At 50.5% G+C, this 584-nt stretch carries 1 pseudogene; it reads right to left on the bottom strand.

Features of this window, described 5'->3' with window-relative positions:
* Nucleotides 1-584, bottom strand: a pseudogene (locus ACP5L5_RS11835) (2-isopropylmalate synthase); the annotation flags it as partial.

Here is a 584-nt window from a genome sequence, read left to right as displayed (position 1 = left end):
CCTCTCATTAAGCCTAATCAGCCTCCTAACGAAGGGTACTACGAAGCCTACCACGTCTGCCCTTGTCACGTCCTCTAGGCTGCATCGTAGGGCTACGCCACTCCTCATAGCCTCCTCAGCGGCTTCAAGGTACTTCTCGGCTGCCCTCGCCCTAGTTGTGTTGAACTTAGCCTTAATGTGGATGTCTGAGACTGACATTAGCATAACCATTTCATCCAAGCCGCTTTCCCTAATCAACCTAACGTCATCAACCCTAGCCCTACCCCAACCAATAACCTTAGGGTAATTCAAGCCCAACTCCATCACAGCCTTAACAATCCTCCTATCCCTCTCAGTGTATAGGAAGAATTCACTCCTACTCAACCTCCCACTACCGTTATCCAGCTCTGAGAGGAGTTTGAAAAGCCCCTTAACGTCGCCTGGGCTGTAGGCGTAGAAGGCCTGTTGCCCATCCCTGAAGGTTGTGTCAGTTATGTATAGTTCACTCGGCGTGTTGGGTTCAACGTTGATTCCATCGAAGATTAGCCTCGGGGGCATTGGCCAATTAGTGGGCCTGTAATCAACCTCACTGTAGTCTAAGCCCT

Source organism: Vulcanisaeta sp. (assembly GCF_049966235.1).
GTDB lineage: Archaea > Thermoproteota > Thermoprotei > Thermoproteales > Thermocladiaceae > Vulcanisaeta > Vulcanisaeta moutnovskia.
This window is presented reverse-complemented; position numbering and strand designations above follow the sequence as displayed.